Annotated in this window: 19 protein-coding genes; 14 read left to right on the plus strand and 5 right to left on the minus strand. The window is 71.5% G+C overall.

Features of this window, described 5'->3' with window-relative positions:
- Positions 1 to 18: 18 nt before the first annotated feature.
- Together ACVWW9_RS10450 and ACVWW9_RS10455 are read right to left on the minus strand one after the other, a co-directional pair.
- Complete coding sequence (locus tag ACVWW9_RS10450) at positions 19 to 1,242, minus strand: beta-ketoacyl-[acyl-carrier-protein] synthase family protein (protein WP_456515460.1); 1,224 nt, start codon at positions 1,240 to 1,242, stop codon at positions 19 to 21.
- 36 nt (positions 1,243 to 1,278) lie between these two features.
- A complete protein-coding gene (locus ACVWW9_RS10455; RefSeq protein WP_456515461.1) occupies positions 1,279 to 2,814 on the minus strand; it encodes a class I adenylate-forming enzyme family protein in 1,536 nt (511 codons plus the stop codon).
- A 23-nt stretch (positions 2,815 to 2,837) separates the two neighbouring features.
- On the opposite strand from ACVWW9_RS10455, the gene ACVWW9_RS10460 reads away from it, so the two are divergent.
- Genes ACVWW9_RS10460 through ACVWW9_RS10470 form a run of 3 tightly spaced genes read left to right on the plus strand, consistent with a single transcriptional unit; the run spans position 2,838 to position 5,277 of the window.
- Complete coding sequence (locus ACVWW9_RS10460; protein ID WP_456515462.1) at positions 2,838 to 3,644, plus strand: DUF1684 domain-containing protein; 807 nt, start codon at positions 2,838 to 2,840, stop codon at positions 3,642 to 3,644.
- Positions 3,645 to 3,679: 35 nt separating this feature from the next.
- The gene (locus tag ACVWW9_RS10465; protein ID WP_354261420.1) at positions 3,680 to 3,835 is read left to right on the plus strand and encodes a DUF2256 domain-containing protein; all 156 of its coding nucleotides are present in this window, start codon (positions 3,680 to 3,682) and stop codon (positions 3,833 to 3,835) included.
- The gene (locus ACVWW9_RS10470) at positions 3,832 to 5,277 is read left to right on the plus strand and encodes a cryptochrome/photolyase family protein (protein WP_456515463.1); all 1,446 of its coding nucleotides are present in this window, start codon (positions 3,832 to 3,834) and stop codon (positions 5,275 to 5,277) included. The genes ACVWW9_RS10465 and ACVWW9_RS10470 overlap by 4 nt, the downstream gene beginning before the upstream one ends.
- Positions 5,278 to 5,281: 4 nt before the next feature.
- Here the strand turns inward: ACVWW9_RS10470 and ACVWW9_RS10475 are convergent, their stop codons facing one another.
- Positions 5,282 to 5,494: a hypothetical protein gene (locus ACVWW9_RS10475; protein ID WP_456515464.1), complete on the minus strand. Its 213-nt coding sequence runs from the start codon at positions 5,492 to 5,494 to the stop codon at positions 5,282 to 5,284.
- A gap of 103 nt (positions 5,495 to 5,597) precedes the next feature.
- Between ACVWW9_RS10475 and ACVWW9_RS10480 the strand changes: the two genes are divergently transcribed.
- The 7 genes from ACVWW9_RS10480 to ACVWW9_RS10510 all read left to right on the plus strand — a co-directional run bounded on the left by ACVWW9_RS10480 (position 5,598) and on the right by ACVWW9_RS10510 (position 12,289).
- Positions 5,598 to 6,065 (plus strand): MarR family winged helix-turn-helix transcriptional regulator, encoded by a 468-nt coding sequence (locus tag ACVWW9_RS10480; RefSeq protein WP_456515465.1) that lies wholly within the window; start codon positions 5,598 to 5,600, stop codon positions 6,063 to 6,065.
- Positions 6,066 to 6,100: 35 nt separating this feature from the next.
- On the plus strand, positions 6,101 to 6,523 hold the full coding sequence (locus tag ACVWW9_RS10485; RefSeq protein WP_123697591.1) for an organic hydroperoxide resistance protein: 423 nt from the start codon (positions 6,101 to 6,103) through the stop codon (positions 6,521 to 6,523).
- 1 nt (position 6,524) lies between these two features.
- The gene (locus ACVWW9_RS10490) at positions 6,525 to 6,944 is read left to right on the plus strand and encodes a DoxX family protein (RefSeq protein ID WP_456515466.1); all 420 of its coding nucleotides are present in this window, start codon (positions 6,525 to 6,527) and stop codon (positions 6,942 to 6,944) included.
- A 62-nt stretch (positions 6,945 to 7,006) separates the two neighbouring features.
- Positions 7,007 to 7,936, plus strand: a complete 930-nt coding sequence (locus ACVWW9_RS10495) for an HNH endonuclease (RefSeq protein WP_456515467.1) — start codon at positions 7,007 to 7,009, stop codon at positions 7,934 to 7,936.
- Between the two features lie 89 nt (positions 7,937 to 8,025).
- Entirely contained in the window at positions 8,026 to 9,003 is a 978-nt protein-coding gene (locus ACVWW9_RS10500) for a zinc-binding dehydrogenase (protein WP_456515468.1), read from the plus strand.
- A 239-nt stretch (positions 9,004 to 9,242) separates the two neighbouring features.
- Positions 9,243 to 10,811 carry an HD domain-containing protein gene (locus ACVWW9_RS10505; RefSeq protein ID WP_456515469.1) on the plus strand — a complete coding sequence of 523 codons (1,569 nt, stop codon included), beginning with the start codon at positions 9,243 to 9,245 and terminating at the stop codon, positions 10,809 to 10,811.
- A 68-nt stretch (positions 10,812 to 10,879) separates the two neighbouring features.
- Positions 10,880 to 12,289: a hypothetical protein gene (locus ACVWW9_RS10510; protein ID WP_456515470.1), complete on the plus strand. Its 1,410-nt coding sequence runs from the start codon at positions 10,880 to 10,882 to the stop codon at positions 12,287 to 12,289.
- Between the two features lie 75 nt (positions 12,290 to 12,364).
- On the opposite strand, the gene ACVWW9_RS10515 is transcribed toward ACVWW9_RS10510, so the two are convergent.
- Positions 12,365 to 12,961: a TetR/AcrR family transcriptional regulator gene (locus tag ACVWW9_RS10515; RefSeq protein ID WP_456515471.1), complete on the minus strand. Its 597-nt coding sequence runs from the start codon at positions 12,959 to 12,961 to the stop codon at positions 12,365 to 12,367.
- Between the two features lie 116 nt (positions 12,962 to 13,077).
- On the opposite strand from ACVWW9_RS10515, the gene ACVWW9_RS10520 reads away from it, so the two are divergent.
- The 3 genes from ACVWW9_RS10520 (at position 13,078) to ACVWW9_RS10530 (ending at position 17,332) form a co-directional block, all read left to right on the plus strand.
- Positions 13,078 to 15,576 (plus strand): MMPL family transporter, encoded by a 2,499-nt coding sequence (locus ACVWW9_RS10520; RefSeq protein WP_456515472.1) that lies wholly within the window; start codon positions 13,078 to 13,080, stop codon positions 15,574 to 15,576.
- Positions 15,577 to 15,615: 39 nt separating this feature from the next.
- A complete protein-coding gene (locus ACVWW9_RS10525) occupies positions 15,616 to 16,458 on the plus strand; it encodes an aldo/keto reductase (RefSeq protein ID WP_456515473.1) in 843 nt (280 codons plus the stop codon).
- A gap of 67 nt (positions 16,459 to 16,525) precedes the next feature.
- Entirely contained in the window at positions 16,526 to 17,332 is an 807-nt protein-coding gene (locus tag ACVWW9_RS10530) for an isocitrate lyase/PEP mutase family protein (RefSeq protein ID WP_456515474.1), read from the plus strand.
- Positions 17,333 to 17,337: 5 nt separating this feature from the next.
- On the opposite strand, the gene ACVWW9_RS10535 is transcribed toward ACVWW9_RS10530, so the two are convergent.
- A complete protein-coding gene (locus tag ACVWW9_RS10535) occupies positions 17,338 to 18,462 on the minus strand; it encodes a PQQ-dependent sugar dehydrogenase (RefSeq protein WP_456515475.1) in 1,125 nt (374 codons plus the stop codon).
- Positions 18,463 to 18,542: 80 nt separating this feature from the next.
- On the opposite strand from ACVWW9_RS10535, the gene ACVWW9_RS10540 reads away from it, so the two are divergent.
- Positions 18,543 to 20,519 carry an ATP-binding protein gene (locus ACVWW9_RS10540; RefSeq protein WP_456515476.1) on the plus strand — a complete coding sequence of 659 codons (1,977 nt, stop codon included), beginning with the start codon at positions 18,543 to 18,545 and terminating at the stop codon, positions 20,517 to 20,519.

Raw genomic sequence — 20,519 nt, forward strand, 5'->3', positions numbered from 1 at the left:
CGGAGCCCGCTCGTCGCCTCAGACCGCGCAGAGCACGAGCGCGGCGTTGTGGCCGCCGAAGCCGAACGACGTCGACAGCACCGTCCGCAGCGCCACCGGCCGAGCCTCGTGCGCGACGACGTCGAGCTCGGGGAACGCCGGATCGTCGAGGTTGATCGTCGGCGGGATGACGCCGTCGCGCATCGCGAGCAGGGACAGTGCCGCCTCGAGCGTGCCGGCGCCGCCGAGCAGGTGGCCGGTCGTCGACTTCGTCGACGTCACCGGCACCGCGCCGAGCCCGGCGCCGAAGACCGTGCTGAGCGCCGCGGCCTCCATCGCGTCGTTGAGCGGCGTGCCGGTGCCGTGCGCGTTCACGTGGTCGACGTCGGCCGGGGAGCAGCGCGCGTCGGCGAGCGCCTGGCGCATCGCGGCGGCGGCCCCGCTGCCATCGGGGCGCGGCGCGGTCGCGTGGTACGCGTCGGAGGTCACGCCGTAGCCGGCGATCTCGCCCAGCACGTCGGCCCCGCGGCGGCGCGCGTGCTCCTCGGACTCGACGAGCAGGGCGGTGGCGCCGGCCGACATGACGAAGCCGCTGCGTGCCCGATCGAACGGGCGGCTCGCCTGCCACGGCTCGTCGGCGAAGCCCGGCGCGAGCGCGCCGAGCATCGAGTTCACCGCGAGGTTGACGCGGTTGAGGCAGTCGTCCGCGCCGACCACGAGCACCGCGTCGGCGTAGCCGTGGCGGATCGCACGGAGCGCGTCGCCGAGTCCGACCGCGCCGCTCGCGCAGGTCGCGGCGGTGCCGACGCCCGCCCCGCGCGCCCCGTACCGCTGACTCAGGAAGGCGGCCGCCGCATCCGGCCCGCCGTAGACGACGACACCGGGCGGGACCCGGCGCGGGCCGTGCGCGTCGAGCGCCCGCACCGCCTCCTGCGTGAGCGAGACCGCCCCCGAACCGGTCGCGGCGGTCACCCCGAACCGGTGCGGGTCGTGCGCGGCGAAGCCCGCCATCGCCTCGGCGGCGGCCGAGATGCCGTAGAGCGCGTGCCGGTCGAGCCGCTTGGCGTCGCTCCGCGAGACGTGCGCGAGCGGGTCGAAGCCGCGCACCTGCCCGCCGACCTTGACCGCGAGGTCCGAGACGTCGATGCCCTCGAGGGCGCGGATGCCGCTGCGGCCGCTCACGACGGCGTCCCACGTCGACGCCATGTCGAGGCCGTTCGGCGTCACCGCGCCGATGCCGGTGACGAAGGCGCGGGCGGTCACAGCCGCTCCGCCGCGTTCACAGCCGCTCCGCGGTGTTCACAGCCGCTCCGCGATGCCGTCGGCGATGAGGTCGGCCACCGCGACGCGGCGGATCTTGCCGCCCGCGGTGCGCGGCAGCGCAGCCGCGCGGTAGTAGCGGTGCGGCAGGAACTGCGGGGCGAGCAGCTGCCGCAGCGCCTGCTGCATTTGAGGCTTCGGAGGCACGGCGTCGCGGTCGCCCTCGACGACCACCGCGACGATCGAGCCGAGCGCCGCATCCGGCAGCGCCACCGCGCAGCACGACTCGCAGCCGGGCACGGTCGCGAGCGCGCGCTCGACCTGCGGCAGCGACACCTTGTGGCCGCCCGAGACGGCGATGTCGCCCGCGCGTCCCGCGAGCTCGATCGTGCCGTCCGCGAGCGCCGCGAGGTCGTGCACGCTCGACCAGCCGCCGGCATCGGTGATGCGCTCGGCGCTCGTCGCCGAGACGTAGCGCCCGACCGCCGATTCGACCCGCACGTGCAGCGTGCCGATCTCGCCGTCCGGGAGCGACCGCCCCGCGTCGTCGCGCACAGCCACCTCGACGCCGTCGAAGGGCGTGAGCCGCGTGCCGTCGCCGACGTCGCTGTAGCCGATGAAGCCAATCTCGGAGGCGCCGTAGTAGCTGCGCAGCCGCGCGCCCGGGACCGCGGCCTCGAACACGGCGCGGATGCGCTCGCCCTGGTTCGCGCCGCCGGTGATGACCGTGCGGAGCGATGCGAGGGCTCGCATGCCCGACGGCGAGCGCTCGGCGGCCGCGACGAGCGCGAGCAGCATCGCCGGCACCCCGACGAAGCGCTCGACGCGCTCCTCCTCGATCGTCCGGACCGCGGCGACCGCGTCGAAGCCCGACTGCAGGTGCAACGACCCGCCCGTCGCCAGCACCTCGACGAGCGCGTAGAGCGTGAGGCTGTACGACACCGGCCCCGGCGCGAGCGTGCGCGTGCCCTCCTCCGCCCCGAGGAAGGCGCGGCTCACGCCGACGTTGATGTCCCAGCTGCCCCGCGTGCGCAGGAAGCCCTTCGGCAGATCGGTCGTGCCGGAGGTGAACAGCAGCAGGAACGGCTCGTCGCGCGGCCGGACCTCCGGACCGGCCGATGCCGGCGCCTCCGCCGCGACCGCGTCGAAGCGGTCGAGCGAGACGGCGGTGCCGCTCCAGGGCTCGAGCCCGGCCAGCGCGTGCTCGAAGCTCGCGTCGTCGGTCACGACGATCGCGGGGTCGACGCGGCGGATGGTCTCGAGCCGGTGCTGCTCGGGCCACAGCGGGTCGAGCACCGCGATGATCGCGCGGAACGACGTCACGCCGCTGATCCAGCGCGCGATGTCGATCGCGCGCGACAGCGAGACGGCGATGATCGGCACGCCGCCGGTCTCCGCGCTCGTGCGCCCCGCAGGTGTCGCGTCGGGCCCGCCGAGCAGCTGCTCGATGCCGCTGCGGATGCGCGTGCACTCTGCGCGCAGGTCGCCGTAGGTGATGCGCTCCCCGTCACCGGCGAGCGCGAGCCGCCCGGGATCCGACTCGGCGACGGCGATGATGCTGCCGGTGAACGTCACCCTCCGAGTCTAGGCTCGGGGCCGTGACGGACTCCCAGGTCGACGACGCAGCGGACCTCGACGACGCAGCGCAGTTCGAGGAAGCATGGCGGCGCTGGCAGGCGGTGCGCTGGCGCACCGTCGCAGGCCCGCACGGCATCGCGGCGCTCGCGGCGACGGTCTGGCTCAGCGACGCCGACCAAGCGGTCGACGGCGTCGAGGGCCGCTGGCGCGCGGACGGCGACCTCGTCGTCGGGACAGGCCTGCAGGCATCCGGCTACCGGCATCGCGACGGCTCGGAGGTCGCCGACACCGTGACCCTCCACGCGGGCGAGACGCTCGTCGCCGGCGACGTGCTGCTGCGCGCCTTCGTGCGCGAGGGCATCCCGGCGCTGCGGCGCATCGACCCGCACACCGACCGCCGGGTGCGCCTGCGCGAGATCGCGACGCATCGACCCGACCCCGCGTGGGTGGTGGCGGCGCGCTGGACGCCGAACGACGAGCCGCTCGAGGTGGAGGCGGTCGACGGCCACCGGACGACCCGCAGCGACGCCGGCACGCTCGCGTTCGAGCTCGGCGGCCGAGAGCGCTCGCTCATCGCGACCCGTGGCGATGGCGAGCTCGCGGTCGTCTTCGCCGACGCGGCGGGCGACGAGCAGTACCCGTTCCGCTTCCTGCGCCCCCGGCTGCCCGACGAGCACGGCGTCACGACGCTCGACTTCAACCGCGCGTTCCTGCCGCCGTGCGCCTTCAGCGACCACTACGTCTGCCCGATGCCGCCGCCCGGCAACCGGCTCGACCTGCGAGTCTGCGTGGGGGAGCGGATGCCGGTCTACGACGACGTGCGCTGACCAGCGCTGTCAGCGGCATCCGGCACACTGTCGCCATGCCCCGCCCACCGCGCGAGCAGAAGCCCTGCGAGCACTGCGGCCGTCCGTTCGAGGATCGCAAGCGCTGGGCGAGCCGCGATCAGTGGGAGCAGGTGCGCTACTGCTCGCGCTCCTGCCGCGCGGCAGCGGCGAAGGCCCGACGCGCGCGATGAAGGCCGCGCTCATCCTCGGCACGCAGCTGCTCGACCGGCATCCCGCGCTCGACGACGACGACATCGACGAGCTGTTCCTCGTCGAGTCGGCCGCGCTCTTCGACCGGCTGCCGTACCACCAGCACAAGATCGTGCTCGTGCTCTCGGCGATGCGCCACATGGTCGACCGCCTGGAGCGCGAGGGCCGAACCGTGCGCAGCATCCGCATGGGGGAGGGGCTCACCTTCGCCGACGGCGTCACCCGGCTCATCGAGCGGCACGGCGCCGAGGGCCTGGCGTGGATGCGCGCCGCCGACCGCGGCGTCGACCGGCGCATCGACCGGATCGCGGCGCGGGCCGGCATCCGCACCCGCCGCTGGGCCGACCGGGCGTTCCTCACGCCCGAGCCCGAGCTCGACGCCTGGTTCCGCGACCACCCGCGGGCCCGCATGGAGGACTTCTACCGTTGGCAGCGGCAGCGCACCGGCATCCTCATGGAGGGCGAGAGCCCCGCCGGCGGTCGCTGGAACTACGACGTCGACAACCGCGAGCCGCTGCCGAAGGGCGGCATCGACATCCCGCCCGTGCCGCGGCTCGAGCCCGACGCGATCACGCTCGAGGTGATCGACGAGGTGCGCGAGCGCTTCCCCGACCACCCGGGCGACGCGCGCGACTTCTGGCTCCCGGTCACGCACGAGGACGCGCGCGCGTGGCTCGGCGCGTTCGTCGACGAACGGCTGCCCGACTTCGGGCGCTTCGAGGACGCGATGGCGGCCGACGAGCCCGTGCTCTTCCACTCGGTGCTGACGCCCGCGCTCAACCTCGGGCTGCTGTCCCCGCACGACGTCGTCGACGCGGTGCTCGAGGCGAGCGGCGACGTGCCGCTGCCGTCGCTCGAGGGCTTCGTGCGCCAGGTGATCGGCTGGCGCGAGTACATGCGCGGCATGTACCGCGCGCATCCCGAGCTCGACGGCGCGAACGCGCTCGGGCTCACGCGCGAGCTCGAGCCGTGGTGGTACACCGGCGACGGCATCCCGCACGACCTGCCGCTCCCCGTCCGCACGGTGCTCGAGCGCGTGCTCCGGCACGGCTACGCGCACCACATCGAGCGGCTCATGGTGCTCGGCAACTGGTTCCTGCTCGAGGGCTACGCGCCGGCATCGGTGAACCGCTGGTTCCTCTCGCTCTTCGTCGACGCCTACGAATGGGTGATGGTGCCCAACGTCTTCGGCATGAGCCAGTTCGCCGACGGCGGCATGGTCGGCACGAAGCCCTACGTCTCGGGCGGCGCCTACCTGCAGCGGATGGGCCGCTGGTGGCCGTCCGCACGTGCGGCGAAGGAGTCGGCCTTCACCGAGGGCTACTGGGACTTCCTGCATCGGCACGAGGCGGTGCTCGAGGGCAACCCGCGGCTCGCGCTGCCCCTCGCGCAGATGCGGGCGCGTCGTGAGCCGGAGCGCTGAGGCGTCAGGGTCCCATGCCGATCAGGCCGGTGACAGCAGGACACGCGGCGCGGTACGCCTCGGGGGCGTCATCGATGGGGAACGCCTGGTGGCGAGGCAGATCGAGCGAGTCGTCGAAGCGCAGGACCGACCCTTCGATGACCAAGTGTGCGGCACCCATGCCGACACCACCGGTCAGCACGACCCCGTATCGCGCGGGATCGTCGACGAGCGACACCTCGAGGCAGCCATCCTGCACGCGCAGCGCACCGACGCGACCGTAAAGGAAGCAACGGGACCGATCGGTTGTGCACAACTGATTTCTGTGCGAGGCTCGAGCCATGCCCCCGCAGCCCGTGACCGACCAGATGGTCTGCTTCGCGCTCTACTCCGCCGCTCGGGCCACGACGCAGGCGTATCGCGCGCTGCTCGAGCCGTGGAGCCTCACGTACCCGCAGTACCTCGTGCTCGTCACGCTGTGGGTCGAGGGACCGCAGAGCGTGAAGGACCTCGGCGAGCAGATGCAGCTCGACAGCGGCACTCTGTCGCCGCTGCTCGCGCGCATGGAGCGTGACGACCTCGTCGTGCGCGAGCGCAGCAGCGCCGACGCCCGCGTCGTCGAGGTGCGCGCCACCGCGCGCGGCGCCGCGCTCCGCGCCGAGCTCGCGCACATCCCGTCCGCGGTGGCGCGCGGGCTCGGCCTCGACGGCGACGTCGACGGCGAGCGGATGCTGGCGACCCTGCACGGCATCACCGCATCGATGCATGCGGTGACCGACGATCCCTCGTCGGTCACCGGAGGACGATGACGACGCATCCGCGCCGTCGAGACGAGAGGAGCACCATGGACGTGCTGTACACCGCAGAGGCACTGTCGACCGGAGCTGGCCGTGATGGCCGCGTGACGACGGTCGACGGCCGGCTCGACCTCGAGATGGCCGTGCCGAAGGAGATGGGCGGCTCCGGCGCAGGCGCCAACCCCGAGCTGCTCTTCGCCGCCGGCTACGCCGCGTGCTTCCACTCCGCCCTGCAGTCGGTCGCGCGGTCGCAGCGAGAGCGCCTCACCGACTCGAGCGTCGGCAGCCGCGTGCAGATCGGCCCGGACGGCTCCGGCGGCTTCCAGCTGTCGGTGCACCTCGAGGTCGTGCTGCCCGGCGTCGCGGAGGACCGCGCCCGCGAGCTCGTCGACGCCGCGCACACCGTCTGCCCCTACTCGAACGCGACCCGCGGCAACATCGAGGTCTCCATCGCCGTCTCGGACGACTGACGTGGCGCGCGCGATCGTGCGGGTGCTGCTCGGCGCGGCGCTCGCCTTCGCCGGCATCGGCCACCTCACGTTCGCCCGCACCGAGTTCCAGGCGCAGGTGCCCGGCTTCGTGCCGCTCGACCCCGACGTCACCGTCGTGGCGTCCGGCGTCGTCGAGATCGTCCTGGGCATCGCGCTCATCGTCGTCAGGCGCCACCGTGCGCTCGTGGGATGGATCGTGGCCGCGTTCTTCGTCGCGGTCTTCCCCGGCAACATCGCGCAATGGGCGGAGGGGCGCGACGGCTTCGGCCTCGACTCCGATGCCGCGCGCTTCGGCCGCCTGTTCTTCCAGCCCGTGCTCGTCGCGGTCGCCCTCTGGTCGACCGGCGCATGGGATGCGCTCCGTCGCCGGTGGCGCGCGCGTCGCCGCCCCGCGGCGTGAGCACCGGTCGCTCCCTGAGATGCGGTTCGAGCCTCTCGCTTCGTGCCGGGCGCCTATGATGAATGCGATTCACCTATGGGAAGGTCATCGGCGTGGAACATCTCTTGGCGCCGGCGGCCAACGCGGTGCAACTCAGCGCGCGAGCGCTCGCCCCCGCGACATCGGCCAGCATCCTCACGGCGATCCTCGTGGCGCTGGCTTTGGCAGCGGTGATCGCGCTAATTCTGTGGGCAGTCTCGGCGCGCGTGCGTGCTCAGGTCGAGAGTGCCAGTACCGCACTGCAGGAGCTCAATCAGCTCAACAGCCGCTTTGGCCACGCGGTCGCGCATCACCCGCCGCTCGAGTTCCACTTCGTCGACCGTGTGAATTCGAAGTCGAAGTTCGACGGGTTCGACCTCGAGGCGTTCATGCTTCGCTGCGTGCTCGAGCGGGAAGCCATCCTCGAGGCGGGCATCGCTACGCGCCGTCACGTGCTGGAGCAGTATCTGGAGTACGAGCGAGCGTACTGGAGGGTCGGCTCTCTTCTCGGCAGGAGTGCTCACCAAGGCGTGCGGCAGTCGCGATTCGATGCCGTCGAGGCGCGTCTGTACAAGCAGAGACGACTGCTGCGACCAACGCCGACGGCGCGGGTTCGCTCGACGGTGAAGTACACCAGCCCGCAGGGCAAGAACGCATACGCGCGCTCCTTTGAGTGGGGGTTCGATGCGCTTCATGCGGGACTTCGGCACGCTCAGCAGCAACGAGCAAGCCAGTCGACCGCGCAGTACCTCCGACAGCGAGAACGAGCGGCCATGAACAGCCGGATGCGCATGGACATCCTCCGGCGCGATCAGTTTCGGTGCCGTATGTGCGGCGCCTCCGCTAGTGAAGGCGCGACGCTGCACGTCGATCACAAATTGCCGGTGAGTCGGGGCGGGCTGACGGTGCCGGAAAACCTCCAGGCCCTCTGCCAGACGTGCAACCTCGGCAAGAGCAACCACTTCGTCGGGTAGAGCTACGGGTCACGCGCCGGCCGGCCACGTCGACCGCTACGGATCCGGCACTTGAGCCCCGCCCGAATTACCGACCGAGAGGAGCACGCATGCGTGCCATCGTCCATGAGCAGTTCGGCGAGCCGGAGGATGTGCTGCACGTCGCCGATCGCCCCACCCCCGAGCCCGGCCCCGGCCAGGTGCGCGTGCGCACGACGCTCGCCACCATCCACAACCACGACCTCTGGACCGTGCGCGGCACCTACGGCTTCAAGCCGGAGCTGCCCGCGGCGAGCGGCACGGAGGCGGTCGGCGTGGTGGACGCGGTCGGCGAGGGGGTCGAGGCGCTCGCGGTCGGCGACCGCGTGATCGCGGGCGGGATCTTCGGCGTCTGGGCCGAGCAGTTCGTCGCCGACGCGGCTGCGCTCATGCCCGCCCCGGCGGGGCTGCCCGACGAGGCCGCCGCGCAGCTGGTCGCGATGCCGTTCAGCGCCATCAGCCTGCTCGAGGACCTCTCGCTCGAGCCCGGGCAGTGGATCGTGCAGAACGCGGCGAACGGCGCGGTCGGCCGGATGGTCGCGCAGCTCGCGCGAGCGCGCGGCGTGCGGGTCATCGGTCTCGTGCGCCGGCCCGCGGGCGTCGACGAGCTGCGCGACGCGGGCATCGACGACATCGTGGCGACCTCCGAGGACGGCTGGGCCGATCGCATCCGCACGATCACGGGCGGCGCGCCGATCGTCGCGGGCGTCGACTCGGTCGGCGGCTCGTCGGCAGGCGACGTGCTGTCGGTGCTCTCCGAGGGCGGCACGCTCGTGGCGTTCGGCGCGATGGGCTCGCCGACGCTCGAGCTGTCGTCGGGCGACCTCATCTTCAAGCAGGCGACGGTGCGCGGCTTCTGGGGCAGCGTGGTGAGCCGGCAGATGGCGCCGGCGCTCAAGCAGCGGCTCTTCGCCGAGCTCTCGGAGCGGATCGGCGCGGGGGAGCTGACGCTGCCCGTCTCGAGCGTGCACGGGTTCGACGACGTGCGGGGCGCCGTGCTCGCGAGCCTCACGCCCGGCCGCGTCGGCAAGGTGCTGCTGCGGCCATAGCGGTGCGCTGCGGGGCGGTCGCCGGGTTTCGAAATGCCTCACTCGGCTCCACTAGTTGGGCAGTTCTGATTGTGCCGGGATGCGAGGACCGACGCGCGCTGGTCGCTGCCGTCCAGGAAAGTTCAGTCGGACACGTCCTCACCAGCGGCCCGGCCGTGCTTTTCGTGCTTGACTGCATCGAGCCGCGGAGGCGGCCGCTCGCACGCCAAGGCGGGAGTAGGTGGAGGGCGACGAGAGCTATGGACCGGACGAAACTGCTGCCGAAGTACCCCGATCTCAAGGAGCTCCTTGAAGACATCGAGCGGGAGACTATCCGGTGGTGGGAAACGCCGCACCTTTGGTGGTACACGGACCACACGCATGCTCACTCGCAGCGCGTCGCCGAGATGTGCGACTCCTTCGTGGATGTTCGCTCGCTTCCCGACAACGTCGCGCTATCAACTGTCGAGCGCGTGATCCTCGAGGCGGCCGCGTGGGTCCACGACCTGGGCATGCAAGGATCGGCACCTCCCTTGAATGAAGAGGCTCAGGAAGCCGTGCGACGCGCGCACCCGGCCCGCACCCGCGATCTGATCACCGGCGGTGCCTTCAATCACCTGATCCGAGATACCACTCTCAGCGATGCGATATCTGAGGTGGCGAAGGCGCACGGGTCCGACTACTACGAAGCGGTGGTGGCTGCGCTGCCTGCAATCCGGCAGGTCAAGGGTGAGAAAGTTCGTCTGCGGCTGCTAGCGGCACTGCTTCTCATGGCGGACGAGTTAGACCTCCGCAACGAGCGGGCGTTGAAGCCGAGGACCGACGCGAGTCTACCGGCGGTGAGTGCGGCGCATTGGTTGAAGCATCGATGCATCTCTGGCGTCGAGCTCGTTGTGACATCCGTCGGCTCCATTGAGATCCACTTGGAAATGACTCAGCTCGCCGACGTGGACGACGGCCTGGCTGCGCAGATCCGGGAGTGGGTGACTTCGAAGCTCCGAATGCAAATCGCGCTGACGGAACCCCAAGTCAAGGAGGGGTTCAACGGCCACTTCGTCTTCGACAGGAACGTTCGCTGGACCGTTTTCTCTAGCGCGAACAGCAGTGAACTGGTGACGGACGACGTGCGCGCCGTAATCGCGAGCGAGATTGATGCGTGTCGACTCGTCAATCACGCAAGCACTGTTCGCGATGCGGTAGGCGCCGGGCAACTCGTCCAGATCGTTGGCGGCCTGAACGTTTCGGGTGGTGACCGCGACGGCCGTGAAGATGTGAGCAGGCGAGTGGTATCCAGACTTGCCGCTGCTGGAGCGGCCGTGCTCGAGTACTCCGCGATGGGGCTCATGATCGAGGCCACCGCCGCTTCCGTGATCTACGCTTGGTGCGACCTTGCCGGCGAGAACAGCGAGAGCGTCGACGTCGCCGCGGACCTCGATGGAGAGACGCAGGCCAACGAAGGGCTGGGGAGGCTGCTCGGCTGGCAGGCGCAGCAGAGTGGACCAGTAGTGCTGGTGCTGAGCGGTTGGGACCGGTTAGCGCACCCGCAGCAGGCCTGGTTCCAGACGGTCGCGATCCCAGCGCTCGCCTCTCACACGGCAACGCGGCTGATTTTTACCACATCCTTGGAACGCCTGGTAGAACCCGTCGGCCTAACGTGCGACACTGTGCACGTGCACGCGTTGACAGATGAAGCCAAGTTGCGCTACGTCTCACGCTATATCGAGGCAACGGCAGCCGACACAGTAGTGCCGACGCTCGACGACTACCTCAGCACCCGACGTTACGCCCTGCGGCGGGAGCAGGCGACGATAACGGGAAGAGGCATGTGACGATGGCGACGGCTGCTTTCGCTGAGGCCCCGCCCGCCAGTCAGCGTGCTATCCGTTTGCTCAGCACTGTGCCGTTCTTCGACTTGGAGACGGCTGCCGACATCGCCGAGTTGGCGGACGAGTCAATTGTGTCCGAGATCTCCCGGCAATGGACGCGCGACTTCGTAAGTGAGCTGGCGGCCACGGGGCTCCTAGAGCGCGTGGGCGGCATGCACCGCATTCACGCATCGTTGCGCGAAACGGAAGCAGAACTTGCCATCACAGCGGACCGCGAAACAGTCAATCGTGCGCTCAACCTGTTTGTCACTCGAGCTGTATCCACCCTCAAGAAGCCTCTCGCGGCCGTTATGGGGCCTTCTGGCAGCCGGGTCGTCGTACGGTCCTTGAGGGCGGCCTCCAATCCCGATTCGGTCGACGCCTTCGATGAACTGATTGACACCGTGCATCGGTCCGCTCGAGTTGGTCGACGGCATGACGCGAGTGCTGCAGCTGACATCCTTCGCCGGTATTCCTTGAATTCCGACCGTCGGCTGCTCTTCCTAGAGGGTCTGGCGAGATGGCAGGTCGACGATCACGAAGCTGCCGCGCCAATCTTCGACGAAGTGCTTGCGAGCGATTCTGAAGATAAAGCTGCGGGCATCGCAAGCCATCTGTTGGGACTACACTTACATCGACAAGGACGCGACCCGCGGGCCGTAGCGCTTCTTGAGCAGTCCGAGCGCATTTTGGAAGCCCTCGGGGACTACCGCGGCCTCGCTATTACACGCACGTCGTTCGCTCAAGTTATTCGCGAGACCGCCCTCGATGAGCCAGGGCTCGAGCATTCATTGCAGAAGTACGCCAGTGCTCGCGCTGCTCTCTTGGCGGACCCGGCGACGACCGAGGGTGAAGCAAGACGCTCCGAAGGCCGGATCCTTCTTGGCGAAGGACAAGCCGAGTTTGCGCTCGGCCATCGAGAGCTCGGCATCGAGCGCGTTCGCAGTGCTCTGGACGCTCTGCACTCGAACCCGAGCAGCGCGATGTGGGTGCGGGTGGTGCTCGCGGCACTATATCGGGACAACGACCAGCCAGCTAAAGGTCGTGACGTCTTACATTCGGCAGTTGAGTCTGCTCTTGCGACGAACCGGCGCGACTTTCAACTAGCACAAGGCTTGAATATCCTGGCGAGCATCGAGCGGCGGCTTCCGCAGCACTCTCTAGCGGCTTGGCAACACGCTGTTCAGAGCGTGTCACTCGGCGAAGAGCTTCGAGACTATCGGCACTTAGTTCACGCTTCGCAGACGCTCGCACAGATCGACTTGGACCGTCTCATTGAGAACCGCCGGGCGACCGCGGCCGACGTCCGGCAGGTCAAACAGAGAATCTATAAGGCGCAGGTATGGGCGTCCAAAGTGCATGATGCGACGGCGCGAGAGCGGCTGAGAGGATTCGTGGAGGAAGCCGACAACATCGCGCATAGTCGAGGGTTGATTCACTAGCGTCGAGTGGCTGTGGCTCGAATGGCTTCGGCCCGAAGGTTCGCACTTCGCCCTGCGCTCTCTTGAATTTGCGGCTCACGCTGAGTTGAGGCGGCCTCGAGAAGTCGCCGGGCCGAGCACGGCGTCGAGCAGGCGCTCAGCGTCGGCCGGCCCGGCGGGCTCGCGGCTGAGCGCGCGCAGCACCACCGCGCCGATGAGCGCCTCCGCGAGCTCGCCGGTCAGCGCGCCCGGCTGGAGGTTGGCGGTCGTCCCGATCGCGGCGTCCAGCCGGCCGGAGATCGACGCGGAGCCCGTGAGGCTGTCGCGGAGGCCCGCGCCCACCTCCGGATGCTCAGCGGCTGCCGCGATGAGCGAGAGCACGAGGCGCTGCTCGGCCTCCATGACGCGGAAGACGGTCGTGAGCCACGCGGCCATGTCGGCGCGCACGTCGCCGGTGTCGGGCAGCGTGAGGCGGCCGGGCAGCAGCCGGCCCTCGAGCAGGCACTCGGCGACCAGCGGTCCCTTCGAGCCCCACCAGCGGTAGATCGTCTGCTTGCCGACGCCCGCGCGTGCGGCGATGCCCTCGATCGTGAGGTGGTCGTAGCCGACCTCGGCGAAGAGCGCGGCGGTCGCGTCGAGGATGGCGACGCGCGCCGGCTGGCTGCGGACGGGGCCGGTGCGGGGGAGAGCCACGGATCCTCCTCGGTGTCAGGAATAGACGAGACGTTGCGTGTTATCTTAGGCGGGCTTGTCGGAGTCGGGAGCGCCTGGCCCGGCCACGCGCTCTCGCGGAGCTGGAAGGGCACCCATTGGCCGAGCTGCTGCACCGCCTCGGAACGTTCGCCGCACGTCGCGCGTGGACGGTCCTCATCGCCTGGATGGTCATCCTCGGCGTCGCCGTCGGCGGCTTCCTGATCGGCTTCAAGGGGCTCTCGTCGAGCTTCGACATCCCCGGCACCGCCTCCGGCGACGTGATCGCCGAGCTCGAGCAGGAGCTGCCCGACTTCGCCGGCGCGACGGGCACCGTGGTCGTGCACGCCACCGATGGCGCGATCACCGACGAGCAGCGCGAGCAGGTCACCGCGCTCATCGACGGCGCCGAGGGGCTGCCCGACGTCGCCGCGGTGAACGACCCCTTCGCGACCGAGGAGGAGCGCGCCGAGCAGGAGCGCCAGCTCGAGGACGGCCGCGCGCAGCTCGAGGCCGGACAGCAGCAGATCGACGACGGCCGCGCACAGCTCGAGGCGGGCGCCGCCCAGCTCGAGGCCGGCCAGACCGCGCTCGACGCCGGCCGCGCGCAGGCGGAGGCCGCGGGCTTCCCGACCGCCCAGCTCGACGCCCAGCAGGCGCAGCTCGATGCGCAGCGCGCGGTCGTCGAGGAGCAGCGCGCCCAGCTCGACGAAGGCCAGGCCGAGCTCGACGACCAGGCAGCCCGCCTCGAGCGCGGCGCCGAGCTGCTCGAGCTCGCCGACGGCATCCGCCTCGTCTCGGACGACGGCGCCACGGCGCTCGTCACCGTCTCGTACACCGAGACGCGCCTCGAGCTGCCGCAGGAGTCGAAGGACGCCACCATGGCGCACTTCCTGTCACAGCCGATCGACGGTGTCGAGATCTCGTTCTCGACCGACATCGCGCAGGGCGTGCCGGAGATCGTCGGCGTCGGCGAGGCGGTCGGCGTCGCGCTCGCGGCGGTCGTGCTCGTCGTCGTGCTCGGCTCGCTGCTCGCGGCGGCGCTCCCGATCGTCACCGCGATCTTCGGCGTCGCGATCGGCGCGATGGCGATGCTGTCGTTCTCCGGGCTCGTGCAGATGGCGTCGGTGACGCCCATCCTCGGCCTCATGCTCGGCCTCGCGGTCGGGATCGACTACGCGCTCTTCATCATCTACCGACACCGCAAGCAGCTGCTGCGCGGCGCCGACGTCGTCGAGTCGATCGGGCTCGCGAACGGCACCGCGGGCAACGCGGTCGTCTTCGCCGGCATCACCGTGATCGTCGCGCTGCTCGCGCTCGGCATCACCGGCATCCCCTTCCTCGGCCTGATGGGCGTCGCGGGCGCCGTGAGCGTCGCGGTCGCGGTGCTCATCGCCATCTCGGCGACGCCCGCGCTGCTCGGCCTCGCCGGCCGGCGCATCCTCAGCCGTCGCGCGATCGAGAAGGCCGCCGCGGCCGAGGCCGACGGCTCCACGGCGGATGCGCTCCAGGCGGTGCGCCCGATGTCGAACGCACGCGCGATCATCAGCGCGGTGCTCGCGGTCGCGGTGCTGCTCACCATCGCCGTCCCGTCGCTCTCGATGCGCCTCGGCCTGCCCGACGGCGGCTCGGAGGCTGCCGACTCGACCGCCTACCGCGCGTTCACGCTCACCGAGGCTGCCTTCGGCGAGGGCCAGAACGGCCCGCTCCTCGTGACCGCCGCGCTGCCGGGCGACCTCGACGAGCTCGAGGTCGAGGAGCGGCAGCTCGCCGTCGCGCGGGAGCTCGCCGCGCAGGACGACGTCGTCGCGGTCGCCCCGATCGCCGTCTCGGACGACGAGCGCCTCGCGGTGTTCCAGGTCGTGCCGGCCGAGGGCCCCAACAGCGAGTCGACCGAGGCGCTCGTGCGCGAGCTGCGCACGATGCCGCCGGTCGACGGCGACATGGCGCTCGGCGTCGCCGGCCAGGCCGCGAGCAACATCGACATCTCCGAGGGGCTCGCCGACGCGCTGCCGCTCTACCTCGCGGTCGTCGTGGGGCTCTCGTTCCTCATCATGGTGATGGTCTTCCGCTCGCTGCTCGTGCCGCTCATCGCCACCGGCGGCTTCGTGCTCTCGCTCTTCGCAACCTATGGCGCCGTCACCGCGGTGTTCCAGTGGGGCTGGCTCGGCGAGCTGTTCGGCGTGCACCAGCCGGGCCCGATCCTGAGCTTCCTGCCGGTCATCCTCGTCGGCATCCTCTTCGGCCTGGCGATGGACTACCAGCTCTTCCTCACGACCGGGATGCGCGAGGCGTACGTGCACGGCGCGGAGGCGCGCCTCGCGGTCGCGCGCGGCTTCCGGGCCGGCCGCAGCGTCGTGATCGCGGCCGCCCTCATCATGATCGCCGTCTTCGCGGGCTTCATCGCCTCGGAGTCGGTCATCATCAAGGCGATGGGCCTCGGCCTCTCGCTCGGCGTGCTGCTCGACGCGTTCGTGGTGCGGATGCTGCTGGTGCCGGCGATCATGCACCTGGTCGGCAAGGGCGCGTGGTGGCTGCCCCCCTGGCTCGACCGCATCATCCCGAACGTGGACGTCGAGGGCGCCGCGCTCGAGCGGCGGCATCCCGCGCACCACTGACGGCCGCCCCGCGTAGGGTGCACGGGAGAGGAGCATCCGATGATCCCCACCACCACCGCGCACAGCGGTCTCACCCTCCCGGTGCTCGGCTTCGGCACCTACCGGCTCAAGGGCCAGACGGGGTCGGCAGCGATCGAGCGCGCCATCGAGGGCGGCTACCGGCTGCTCGACTCCGCGTTCAACTACGAGAACGAGGGCTCGGTCGGCGCCGCCGCCCGTGCGACCGACCGCCATGGCGTCGATCGCGGCGACCTCATCGTCACGTCGAAGCTGCCCGGACGGCACCACGCGCACGACGCCGCGATCGCGACCATCGAGGAGAGCGTCGCGCGGACGGGCCTCGCATCGCTCGACCTCTACCTCATCCACTGGCCCAATCCGAGGATCGGGCAGTACGTGGAGGCGTGGGGCGCGCTCGTCGAGGCGAAGGAGCGCGGCCTCGTGGGTGCGATCGGCGTCTGCAACTTCCTGCCCGAGCACCTCGAGCGGCTGCGGTCGGAGACCGGCGTGCTGCCGGAGGTGAACCAGATCGAGCTGCACCCGTACTTCCCGCAGGAGGAGCAGCTGGCCTTCGACCTTGAGCACGGCATCATCACCCAGGCGTGGAGCCCGCTCGGACGCGGCAACGACATCCTCGACCGCCCGGAGATCACCGAGATCTCCGCCGCCCACGGGGCGACCGCCGGGCAGGTCGTGCTCGCGTGGGCGATCGCGCGCGGCGCGGTGCCGCTGCCGAAGGCGGCGTCGCCAGAGCGCCAGCGCGAGAACCTGGGCGCGCTCGACGTCACGCTCACCGACGACGAGGTCGCGGCCATCACCGCGCTCGGGCGCCCCGACGGCCGGCTCGCCGACCAGGACCCGCGGGTGTACGAGGAGCTCTGACGCGGAACCGGCACCTTGTGGCGCGTTGCAGGCCGCCGTACGGTGCCGCTGGAAGGTGAGGGACGCGATGCCGACCACCGCGAAGGTCGCCGAGTTCCGCCGGCTGCACGAGGACGGCACGTTCGTCATGCCGAACCCGTGGGACGTCGGCAGCGCGGTCGTGCTCGAGCGGATGGGCTTCCCGGCGCTCGCGAGCACCAGCGCGGGCGCTGCGTGGTCGGCGGGCCGTCCCGACAACGGGCTCTCGCTCGACGCGACCCTCGCGCACCTGCGCTCACTGGCGGAGGCCGTCTCGGTGCCGCTCAACGCCGACTTCGAGGGCGCCTTCGCGGTCGACCCCGACGGGGTCCACGCGAACGTGCTCGCGGCGACCGCGACCGGCATCGCCGGCCTCTCCGTCGAGGACTCGACCGGCGACGCCGACCGCCCGCTGCACGACCTCGGGCTCGCCGTCGAGCGCGTCGCCGCAGCCCGCGCAGCGATCGACGAGAGCGGCTCGGGCGTCGTGCTCACGGCCCGCTCCGAGGGCTACGTCGTCGGCGTGCCCGACCTCGACGCCACGATCCGGCGGCTCCGCGCCTACGCCGACGCCGGCGCCGACTGCCTCTACGCGCCGAGGATCAGCACGCTCCACGAGGTCGTGGCGATCGTCGACGCGGTCGCGCCCAAGCCGGTGAACCTGCTCATCAACGCGCCGTTCATCACGGTGGGGGAGGCCGCCGGCATCGGCGTGCGGCGCATCAGCGTCGGCGGCACGCTCGCGCGGGCGGCGTGGGGCGGATGGCTCGAGGTCGCGAGGGAGATCGCCGACGCCGGCACGTTCACCGGCTTCGCGTCGCTGCCCGACGTCGAGGGGATGCTCCGGCAGGCGTGATCCGGCTACGGCGCGAACGTGAGGATGCGGTCGTCGCCCTCGGCCGGCGAGCCGCGGCCATCGGTGCTGCTCGTGAGCGCCCAGAGCGCGCCGTCCGGCGCGGCGACGACGTCGCGCATCCGCCCGAAGCGGCCGAGCCAATGCACGGTCGACTCGGCGGGGGAGCCGAGGTCGACCTCGCGCACCGACTCCCCTCGGAGGTTCGCGATCCACAGCCGGCCGTCGGCGTGCGCCATGCCGCTCGGGCTCGCCTCGCTCGGCGGCCACTGCTGCACGGGATCGGCGAAGCGCTCGTCGCCCGCGATGCCCTCGACGGTCGGCCAGCCGTAGTTGGCGCCCGGCTCGATGCGGTTGAGCTCGTCCCAGGTGTCCTGGCCGAACTCGGTCGCCCAGAGCGCACCGTCGTCGTCCCACGCGAGCCCCTGCGGGTTGCGGTGCCCGAGCGAGTAGACGGCGGAGCCGGGGGTCGGGTTGTCGGCGGGGATGCTGCCGTCGGGCTCGAGCCGCAGGATCTTGCCCGCGAGGCTTTCGGGATCCTGGGCCCGGCTGGGCTCGCCGGCATCGCCCGCGGTGACGTAGAGCATGCCGTCCGGGCCGAAGGCGATGCGACCGCCGTTGTGGTTGCCCGCGGCGGGCAGCCCCTCGAGCACCGTCTCGAGCTCGCCGAAGACGAGGCTGCCGGGGTCGCCCGCGACGGTCGTGCGCAGCACGCGGTTGTCCTCGGCGGTCGTGACGTATGCGTAGAGGTGCCCATCACCGACGGCGATGCCGAGCAGCCCGCCCTCGCCGCGCGGCGCCGCGCCCGCGACCTGCACGATGGCCGTCGACCCGCCGCCCGGCGCCAGCTCGAGGATCGTGGCGGAGTCTCGCTCGCTCACGAGCGCGGCCCCGGTGTCGGTGAACGCGATCGACCACGGCGCCTCGAGCCCGGTCGCGACCTCGGCGGGCGCCTCGAGCGATCCGCGGTCGAAGGCGGCGGATGGCTCGGGCTCGGTCGGCGCGCCCGTCGCGATCGGGCTGAAGCTCGGCGTCGCCGGATCGGCCGGTGCGCAAGCGGTCGCGGTCAGTGCGACCACGCCGATGACGACGGCCGCACGCGTCGACGCGCCGGGGCGGGTGCGGTCTCGCATGGCCATGCTCCTTCGCTCTGAACCAGCGTACGGCGGCGTCGTGCGCCGCGCGGGCCGCCGGGCGCGTAGGTTTCTGGATCATGAGCACCACGCCCGCAGCCGCGGCGCCGTACGCGGACGCCGCGCACCCGCCGCACCGCCCGGTGCCGTGGTGGGGCTGGGTGCTCGCCGCCGCGCTGCTCCTCGCGGCCGGCATCGGCGGCGCGGCCTTCGCGCCGCCTGGCACCGGCTTGGCCGTCTGGTGGCCGGCGGCCGGCATCGCCCTCGGCTTCGCCATGCTGCAGCCGGCCGGTCGCATCCCGCTCGCGCTCGCGCTGGCGCTCGTCACCACCGCCGCGGCGAACGCGATCGGCGGCCGGCCGCTCCCGCTCGCGATCGCCTTCGGCGTCGCGGACACGATCGGCACGGCGGCCGCGCTCGGCGTGCTGCAGGCGTGGCGGCACACCTTCCGCCTCTCGTCGCTGCGGGCCGCGCTGCGGTTCGCGTGCGCGACCGCGGTCTCCGCCGTCGTCGGGGGTGCGCTCATCGGTGCCGCGCGCGCCGTCGTCGGCGACGGCGAGCTCTGGCCGACCGCGCCGTTCGTCGCCGCGTCGCACGCGGCCGCGATGCTCACGATCGCGCCCTTCGCCGCACTGCCGCCGCGCATCCCGGTGCGCGCCGGCGTCCTGGAGATGACGGTGCAGGCGGCGCTGCTCGCGCTCGCGATCGCCGTCGTGTTCCACCCGGAGGTGTCGCTGCCGCTCGCCTTCACGCTCTACCCGTTCCTGGCGTGGGCGGCCTTCCGGTTCCCCATCCGGCTCGTGCTGCTCGAGACGCTCGTCGCGTCGCTCGCGATGCTCGTCCTGACGCTCGCCGGCGGCGGTCCCTTCAGCGGCGAGGCGATCGGCCTCGTCGAGGGCGCCGCGCTGCTCGAGGTGCTGCTGGTCAGCTTCGCCGGGTTCGGTGTGGTGCTGTGCGCGGCGCAGTACGAGCTGCGCGCCCTCTCCCGCCGGCTCGACGCCTCGACGCTGCTGCTCAGCGGCAGCCTCGTCGACGCGCGCATCGGCCTCGCCATCGCGGTGCGGCGCGCCGACGAGACGCAGGTCGTCTGGACCAACCGCGCGGCGCGCTCGCTGCTCGACGCCGAGCTGGGGCATCGGGACGTGTGGGCCGGCCGCATCGAGGCGGCCGCGGTGCAGGCGCTGCACAGCGCCGAGCAGACCTCGGTCACGACCGTCGGCGGCCGCTCGATCACCGTCGCCGCCAACGCCATCGAGGGCGACGAGGACCGCTTCGCCGTGCAGCTGCTCGACGTCACCTCGATCCTGCAGGCGCAGCAGACGCAGGTCGAGGCGGAGGTCGAGCGCGAGTCGGCGCGCTCCATCCGCGCCGAGCTCGAGCGCCAGCGGGACGACTTCCTCGCGACGACGAGCCACGAGCTGCGCACCCCGATCACGAGCATCGTCGGGTACACCGAGCTGCTCGCGGACTCCGAGGCCGTCACCCCAGCGAAGCGCGGCTGGCTCGACGTGATCGATCGCAACGCGCACCGCCTCGCCGAGCTCGTCGAGGACCTGCTGACGCTCAGCGGCGGCGCGACCGCGCCGACCAGGCCGCAGCACCTCGACGAGCTGAGCGGCGTCGCGGTGCTCGAGGAGGTCGTCGCGAACCTGCGGGTCGTCAGCGATCCCAAGGGGATCGAGGTCTCGATCGCGCCCGGCGACGTGGCCGTGCTCGGCGCGCGCGGCGACGTGCTGCGGGCGATCACGAACCTGCTCATGAACGCGATCAAGTTCACGCCCGAGGACGGCCGCATCCGCCTCGCCGCACGTGAGGACGACGGCATGGCGCTGCTCGTGGTCGCCGACACCGGGCCGGGCATGACCGACGAGGAGCTCGCGCAGGCGTTCGAGCGCTTCTACCGCGCACCGGGCGCGGAGCGCGCGAACGTGGCAGGCACAGGGCTCGGCCTCGCGATCGTCGCGGAGCTCGCCCGTCGCAACGGCGGCGACGTCGAGCTCGCGCGCAACGACGACGGCGGGCTCACGGCCGAGCTGCGGCTGCCGCTCCCCGCGTGA

It is taken from the genome of Agrococcus sp. UYP33, from assembly GCF_054060915.1.

Bases quoted from the DNA above. Each gene is read 5' to 3' on its own strand.
- ACVWW9_RS10465 (WP_354261420.1), top strand. From the start codon at position 3,680: ATGCCCCGCCCACCGCGCGAGCAGAAGCCCTGCGAGCACTGCGGCCGT.
- ACVWW9_RS10505 (WP_456515469.1), top strand. From the start codon at position 9,243: ATGGACCGGACGAAACTGCTGCCGAAGTACCCCGATCTCAAGGAGCTC.
- ACVWW9_RS10470 (WP_456515463.1), top strand. From the start codon at position 3,832: ATGAAGGCCGCGCTCATCCTCGGCACGCAGCTGCTCGACCGGCATCCC.
- ACVWW9_RS10535 (WP_456515475.1), bottom strand. From the start codon at position 18,462: ATGCGAGACCGCACCCGCCCCGGCGCGTCGACGCGTGCGGCCGTCGTC.
- ACVWW9_RS10480 (WP_456515465.1), top strand. From the start codon at position 5,598: ATGCCCCCGCAGCCCGTGACCGACCAGATGGTCTGCTTCGCGCTCTAC.
- ACVWW9_RS10525 (WP_456515473.1), top strand. From the start codon at position 15,616: ATGATCCCCACCACCACCGCGCACAGCGGTCTCACCCTCCCGGTGCTC.
- ACVWW9_RS10530 (WP_456515474.1), top strand. From the start codon at position 16,526: ATGCCGACCACCGCGAAGGTCGCCGAGTTCCGCCGGCTGCACGAGGAC.
- ACVWW9_RS10495 (WP_456515467.1), top strand. From the start codon at position 7,007: ATGCGATTCACCTATGGGAAGGTCATCGGCGTGGAACATCTCTTGGCG.
- ACVWW9_RS10500 (WP_456515468.1), top strand. From the start codon at position 8,026: ATGCGTGCCATCGTCCATGAGCAGTTCGGCGAGCCGGAGGATGTGCTG.
- ACVWW9_RS10485 (WP_123697591.1), top strand. From the start codon at position 6,101: ATGGACGTGCTGTACACCGCAGAGGCACTGTCGACCGGAGCTGGCCGT.
- ACVWW9_RS10540 (WP_456515476.1), top strand. From the start codon at position 18,543: ATGAGCACCACGCCCGCAGCCGCGGCGCCGTACGCGGACGCCGCGCAC.